Source organism: uncultured Jannaschia sp., from assembly GCF_947494025.1.
Lineage (GTDB): Bacteria > Pseudomonadota > Alphaproteobacteria > Rhodobacterales > Rhodobacteraceae > Jannaschia.
In genome coordinates this window covers 1-5,955 of the sequence record NZ_CANLTQ010000058.1, presented here as the reverse complement: position 1 = coordinate 5,955, position 5,955 = coordinate 1, and the positions used below count along the sequence as shown (strand labels likewise).

The following is a 5,955-nucleotide window of genomic DNA, read 5'->3' as shown; positions in this document are numbered from 1 at the left end:
GCGATAGGCTACCGTTCACCGGCCGACATGGAGCGCATGGCGGCATGACCCCGTCCACTTTCCCGGGGCAGGATCAGGATGAGCTACTCCCCGAACCGTGGACACTTTTTCAGCTACCCCACGGTCTGCGCCTGGTGATCGGTTTTGACACAGGAGGTGATGGATACGGATCTCTCCTTGCCGCAAGACATCCGGGACGGGGTGTACCCGTCCCGGATTTGTCTGATATGGCGTCAGACTGCTTCGAGATTGCGTGACCGCTCCGCGAGATCGGACATGAATTCGTCAGAATCGTAGATCTTGTCGAGCGCGCGATCGAGCTTCTGCGCCGCATCGTCTTCGCCAAGCGCCTCGGCGAAGGCCTTGGCCGTGCCGAACCCGGCCATCCCGTAATGGCACATCCGCTGATACTGGGCGATGATGGCGACATCGAGCACCGCGTCATCGAGGTCGCTGTCGAGCGCGTGCTTCCGGGCTTCCTCGACCAAGCCTTCCATCCCTTTGCAATGCTCCTTCTCGACTTCGAGGCCGGCCCCATCGAGAAGGGATTTGAGCATCTCGGTATGCTTGTCGATGCCGTCCTTGGCCTTCTGAAGCTTATCGGCCAAGCTCTTGTCACTGGCCTTGCTGGACATCTTCGACACCGCCTTGGCCATCTGGTCGTTGGCAGACCAAAGGTCTTGCAACTCTTCCTCGTAAAGATCCTTGAGGGTCGACATCTCCGTCATCCTTTTTCGATTGCACCAAGCCGACGCGAAACCGCATGTTCATCAATGAACGTGGTTGGGAGTACTTTGTTGCACGGATCGTATGAAAGGCAGCGCCCCTTGCCCCCGTGGCCGCTCGTCAGCGGCTTTGAATATGGAGCGTCTGAAAGATCGCCTCGTGGCTGACGCGCATCGTCTCACCTTCGGGGAAGAACAAACCAGGAAATGCCGCCGTCTGACGACCGACACGAGGTGGTTCCGACGCGCATCAAGCTTCACCAGATCAATTCGGTGCGCAACATGCGTCGCTTCCATCTCATGCAAATGCAGCCCCGTTCCGACCAGACAGTTTCAAGCGGATCCTTTGTAGCGCTTCAAAAACCTAGGCCCTAAATGGAGTCGGCGCCGGGCTTCAGCGCCGAACCGCCAGGACCGGTCGGGATCGGATCGAGGGGGCTTGACTTTATTACCATGTGTCGCGGGGTCTTTGCCCAGATCCAGAATTTCGCCCGTCATCCATCCTCGGAACCTTAGCATCACGATCAGGTGGGATCCCGTTCTCGGAGCCGTTGCCTTCTGTGTGTTCGCGATCCAGCACCTCGACCGTTGCGGTTGCGGTCAGGCCGTGAATGACAGTGGAGGCGAAGATGGTGAAGGCAACGAGCGCCCAGAGCGCGCCCTCGTCGATAAATTCCACATGCGTGGATGCGTAGCCGAGGTAGTAGAGTGACCCAATCCCGCGTACGCCATAGATCGACACGACAGCCCGCGCCCGCAAGCTGAGCGACGTGCCCAGCAGTCCGATCATTCCCGCGAGTGGCCTGATTGCGAGGATCAGCCCGAAACCGATGATCGTGTAGCTCCAGTCGAGATGAGGCCAGAGCGAGGGCATGACGCTGCCGAGAAGGACGAGAAGGATCGCCGTGATGGCGTGTTCGATCGAGCTCGCGAAGCCATGGAGACGTTGGTGAAACTTGTGCCGAGCCTCGGCGCGTCGGCATACCAGCCCCGCGACGAAGGCGGCGATGAAACCGTAGCCCTCAGCGAGTTCCACGACCCCGTAGGCGAGAAACACCCCGGCCAGGACAAGGACGCCGGGGCCAGAGGCGGCGACCGTGTTCCAGGCGGGGACCGCGAGGATCCTTCCAAGGACCCATCCGATTCCGATGCCGAGCAAGGTGCCGACGACAATGCGGTAGAGGACGTCCCAGGCGAGCCATTCGGCAAGCCACAGGGACGGGTCCGCGCCTTGAGAGGCGACGTGAAGCGCCAGATAGACGAAGGGGAAGGCGAGACCGTCATTCAGCCCGGCTTCGGTCGTCAGCGCGAAGCGGACCGGATGCTCTTTGCCCTCGAGCGGCGGACCGATCTGGAGATCACCCGCAAGAACCGGGTCCGTTGGCGCGAGCACGGCTCCGAGTAGGATGGCGCCCCCGATCGTCATCCCGGCAAGGCTCCACCCGAGAAACGCGACGGCTGCGATGGTGAGGGGCATGGTGATGGCCAAGAGTCGGAATGTCGGCCGCCAGAGCCGCAGACCCCCCAGGTCGTCAATCCGCAGCCCGGTAGCGAAGAGTACGACGATCACCACGAGCTCTGCGGCAAGTTCCCAGATGGCCGGGTTCTCCGTGGGGTCTATGCCGGCGACGATACCAGGAAACAGTAGCGATCCCGTCATCCCGCAGGCCATGAGGAGCGCCGTCGCGGCAGGCGGCCGCCGCATAAAGAGGTGCGGCAGCCAATAGGACAACAGCAAGCTCACGCCCAGTGCGACGAGCAGGATGTGGTAGGCGTCGAAAGCGAAGCGGGCGTCTTCCATGACCTTGCTTGTATCGTGCAGGACCGTCACGGCAATCGCCGTGAAAGATCAAAACCAAAGCGTCTGTCCGCCGGCGACTTTATTGAATCAAGACGAGTTATCGTCGGCTACAGGTGCCGAAATATGAAAGGCGACGCATGATGCACCGGGCGTCGAAGAAAAGAGGACCGATCCTCCGGCCGTGGCAATCGTGCCTAGATTGGCTGCCGAAACGCTTCGGCACCCGTTAGCTCTCTGCAATGTCGCGAAACCTCGACAGGAGCTGCGCCGATCTTGGCCGGCATCAGCGACAACGAGAGAAAACCCAAGCGCCACAGATGGTGCCGATCGAACTGTATCGACCCCGTCCGCCTTGGCGCTGGCTTGACTAGTCCGCCGGGACGTTCACGGCGTCCGGGTCGTTCGTCTCGACGGCTGCGTCGTCATTGCCGAGCGCGCCGAGGAGCCAGAGCAGAAGCAGGAATACGACGAGCGCTGCCACGGTGATGCCGATCCACTTGCCGATCCCACCGGAGGATTTCTTTCCGGTGTCCTGGATTTTCGGATTCCGGAAATCCCCGGGATTGTTAGTCATGACGTTCTCCAAATGGGATGCGAACGACGACCGAGACGGTGCTTCCGCATTGAATTGCAACAAGTAGCATCAGCAATTGTTCCTTTCCCGACGGCAAGTCCGAGGGGGCCGTTAACAATGTTTAATGGCGGTCCCCGGAACAATCAGGAGCGGCATGGATTGGAGCAACATGCAATTCGGACATTTCGTTTTGCCGATCAAACGGGGGGAATCCACGACGTGAGTGATCCAACCCCGCCGCAGCACGATGACGCGACCGAGACAATCCCGGTCGCGCAGGAACGTCTGAAGGTCTCCAAGCATGAGACCGAGCGTCTCGTCGCCACGATCCGTCTCCGCACGCATCAGGAAGAGGTTCCGGTTCGGGAGACGCTGCGACGCGAGCATGTCGACATCGAGCGCCTGCCCGTCGATCGCATCGTGGATGAACCTCCGGCGACGCGCGAAGAGGGCGACGTCACCATCATTCCGATTGTCGAAGAGGTGCTGGTACGGCGTTTCCGTGTCGTCGAGGAACTGCATGTGCGGCGACGCAGCGATACGGTGAAGGTCGAGGAGACCGTGATGCTGCGTCGGCAGGACGTGCAGATCGACACGGCATCTGCCGGGCGCGAGACGCCCGCCTCATCTGCCGGGCGCGAGACGCCCGCCTCTCCGGAACCCGGCCCCCTTGGTCATGACGACGAGGTTCCGACCTGAAGAGCGGCTCGGCCTGCGGGCGGCGCCCTACCCGAAGACGAGTGCAAAACGATCACAACGAAAGGAGTCCCCAATGAGCAGGACCGTTACCGCCATCTACCGCACCGCGGACGTCGCGGATCTCGTGAAGCGCGAGATCGAGGAACTCGGCGTCGCCTCGCATCATGTCGACGTGGTCGGCGGCGCCGATCGTGCCGACGAGATCGGCCACCTCAATCTGCCGCACGACGAGGCCGTCACCTATCGGGATGCCGTGCGCCAGGGCCACTACGTCGTGTCGGCGGAAGTGGACGACGACAGGATCGACAGCGTCGCCGAGATCATGCGCAATCCCGAGCAGGGCGTGGATATCGACGCCTACGAGCAGGATTACCGCGCGCGCGACACCTACAACGACGATGTCGACGCCTACGGGACGGGGTCCCCCGCCTATGGCGGCACGATGGGCCGGACCGGCGGCGCGGACGACGAGGACACGGTCGAACTGGCCGAGGAGCGTCTCAGCGTCGGCAAGCGCGAGGTCGACCGCGGCACGACGCATGTGCGGACCTATGTCCAGGAGGTTCCGGTCGAGGAGCGGATCCGTCTTCGCAAGGAGCATGTCTCGGTCGAGCGCCGCGCGACGGGCGGCGAGCGCGTGGTGACGGGCGCGGAGGCCGATGCCCTGTTCGAGGAGCGCGACATCGCAATCACCGAACACGACGAGGAAGCCGTGGTCTCCAAGGAGGCGGTGGTCACCGAGGAGGTCGTGGTCGACAAGGATGTCGAGGAGCGCGAGGAAGTCGTGACCGACACCGTGCGCAAGACCGAGGTGGATATCGACAAGAACGACGTCGACGTCGACAAGACCTAGGGCGTCCCCGGATCACGCTTGAAGTCGGCGGGCTTACCGACCCGCCGGCTTCTCGCTGCGGCTCCCGGCGTTTCAAGCCCGGTGGTCTTGTAGATATCAGTGTCCCGGACTGCTTCTTCCGCCAACACGGTGCAGGAGTGGCCATGAAGATGACACAGGACCATCGGACCGCGCTCAGCGGCATTCTGCGCTGGCGCCGTGACGTTCGCTACTTCCGGCCGGATCCGATCGATCCCTCCGTCCTGCAGCGTCTGCGACAGGACATGGACCGCGCGCCATCCGTTGGAAACGCGCGCCCCTGGCGCGTAGTGCATGTTGAGAGCGCCCTGGCTCGAACCCGGATCATCGAGGTTTTCGAGCGGTGCAACGCGGAGGCTGCGCAGGCCTACGAGGGTGCGAGCCGACGCGACTACCTCGCTCTCAAGCTCGCCGGGCTGCAAGAGGCGCCCGTTCACCTCGCGGTCTGCACCGACCATGCCGTCCGGGAAGGCCGAGGCCTCGGGCGCAGGACGATGCCCGAGACGCTGGCCTATTCGACCGTAATGGCGATCCACACGCTCTGGCTGGCGGCCCGGTCGGAGAATATCGGGCTCGGCTGGGTCTTCATTCTCGATCCCGATGCCGTTGCCGCGGTGCTTGATGGGCCGTCGAGCCGGTCTCTTACCGGCTACCCTCTGTCCCGGTCATGCCGTGACTGAAAGCGACACACCCCTTCTGCACGAGGTCGAATGGCAAAGGGATACACGGACGGATTTGGAAGGTGGTCTGACGGTGGCGTCGTACATGGACAGGATACGCGAAGCCTTCCATGCGGGCCGCGCTTTGCGAGCGCAGCCGACCGACCCGCCGTTTGCGGCCTGCTCTCATGCTTGGCAGGCCATGTCTGAACGGCGTAGGCGGACCCGCACGAAATGATCTGGAACGACGAAAAAGGCCGCCCCTTTCGGAACGGCCCAGTCTACCACCGCAGCGTGGTTCCTTATTGCGCTTCGGGCATCGCCTCGAGTTCTTCCTCTGTCGCGTCGATATAGGCGCGGATGTCGCCGGTCTCTGAGGTCAGGATGGACAGGCGATCGTAGGGCACCTGCACTTCCCGCTGACCGAGGCCGAGGAAGCCGCCCATTTCGACGATCACGCCCTCGATCTGGCCATCGCTGCTCAGGATCAGGTCGCCGATCTCGCCGATGTCGTCGTCGTTCACGCCGTAGAGGTTGGACCCCGTCAGAGACTCGACCTCGAACTCGCCGACCTGCGCGGTGGTGTAGCCTTCGCGCTCCACGAGCGGGCCGCCGAGCGTCGTCGG

The 5,955-nt window shown here is 62.7% G+C and carries 7 protein-coding genes; 3 read left to right on the top strand and 4 right to left on the bottom strand.

Translation table 11 applies throughout. The annotated features are described in order from the left end of the window. Positions 1 to 233 precede the first annotated feature (233 nt). The 3 genes from Q1B08_RS20550 to Q1B08_RS20540 all read right to left on the bottom strand — a co-directional run bounded on the left by Q1B08_RS20550 (position 234) and on the right by Q1B08_RS20540 (position 3,100). Complete coding sequence (locus Q1B08_RS20550; protein WP_299823003.1) at positions 234 to 719, bottom strand: DUF892 family protein; 486 nt, start codon at positions 717 to 719, stop codon at positions 234 to 236. A 454-nt stretch (positions 720 to 1,173) separates the two neighbouring features. Further along, on the bottom strand, positions 1,174 to 2,556 hold the full coding sequence (locus Q1B08_RS20545; RefSeq protein WP_366140081.1) for a cation:proton antiporter: 1,383 nt from the start codon (positions 2,554 to 2,556) through the stop codon (positions 1,174 to 1,176). A 337-nt stretch (positions 2,557 to 2,893) separates the two neighbouring features. Next, positions 2,894 to 3,100, bottom strand: a complete 207-nt coding sequence (locus Q1B08_RS20540) for a hypothetical protein (RefSeq protein WP_299823000.1) — start codon at positions 3,098 to 3,100, stop codon at positions 2,894 to 2,896. A 219-nt stretch (positions 3,101 to 3,319) separates the two neighbouring features. Here Q1B08_RS20540 and Q1B08_RS20535 point away from each other — a divergent pair, with 219 nt between their 5' ends. From Q1B08_RS20535 to bluB, 3 genes are all read left to right on the top strand, one after another. Further along, positions 3,320 to 3,799 (top strand): YsnF/AvaK domain-containing protein, encoded by a 480-nt coding sequence (locus tag Q1B08_RS20535; RefSeq protein WP_299822997.1) that lies wholly within the window; start codon positions 3,320 to 3,322, stop codon positions 3,797 to 3,799. Positions 3,800 to 3,872: 73 nt separating this feature from the next. Beyond that, positions 3,873 to 4,652, top strand: a complete 780-nt coding sequence (locus tag Q1B08_RS20530) for a YsnF/AvaK domain-containing protein (protein ID WP_299822994.1) — start codon at positions 3,873 to 3,875, stop codon at positions 4,650 to 4,652. A gap of 143 nt (positions 4,653 to 4,795) precedes the next feature. Then, positions 4,796 to 5,350 (top strand): 5,6-dimethylbenzimidazole synthase, encoded by a 555-nt coding sequence (gene bluB / locus Q1B08_RS20525; RefSeq protein WP_299822991.1) that lies wholly within the window; start codon positions 4,796 to 4,798, stop codon positions 5,348 to 5,350. A gap of 281 nt (positions 5,351 to 5,631) precedes the next feature. Here bluB and Q1B08_RS20520 read toward each other — a convergent pair. Beyond that, positions 5,632 to 5,955 (bottom strand): PRC-barrel domain-containing protein (locus Q1B08_RS20520; protein ID WP_299822988.1); only part of this gene is annotated, 324 nt, incomplete at its 5' end.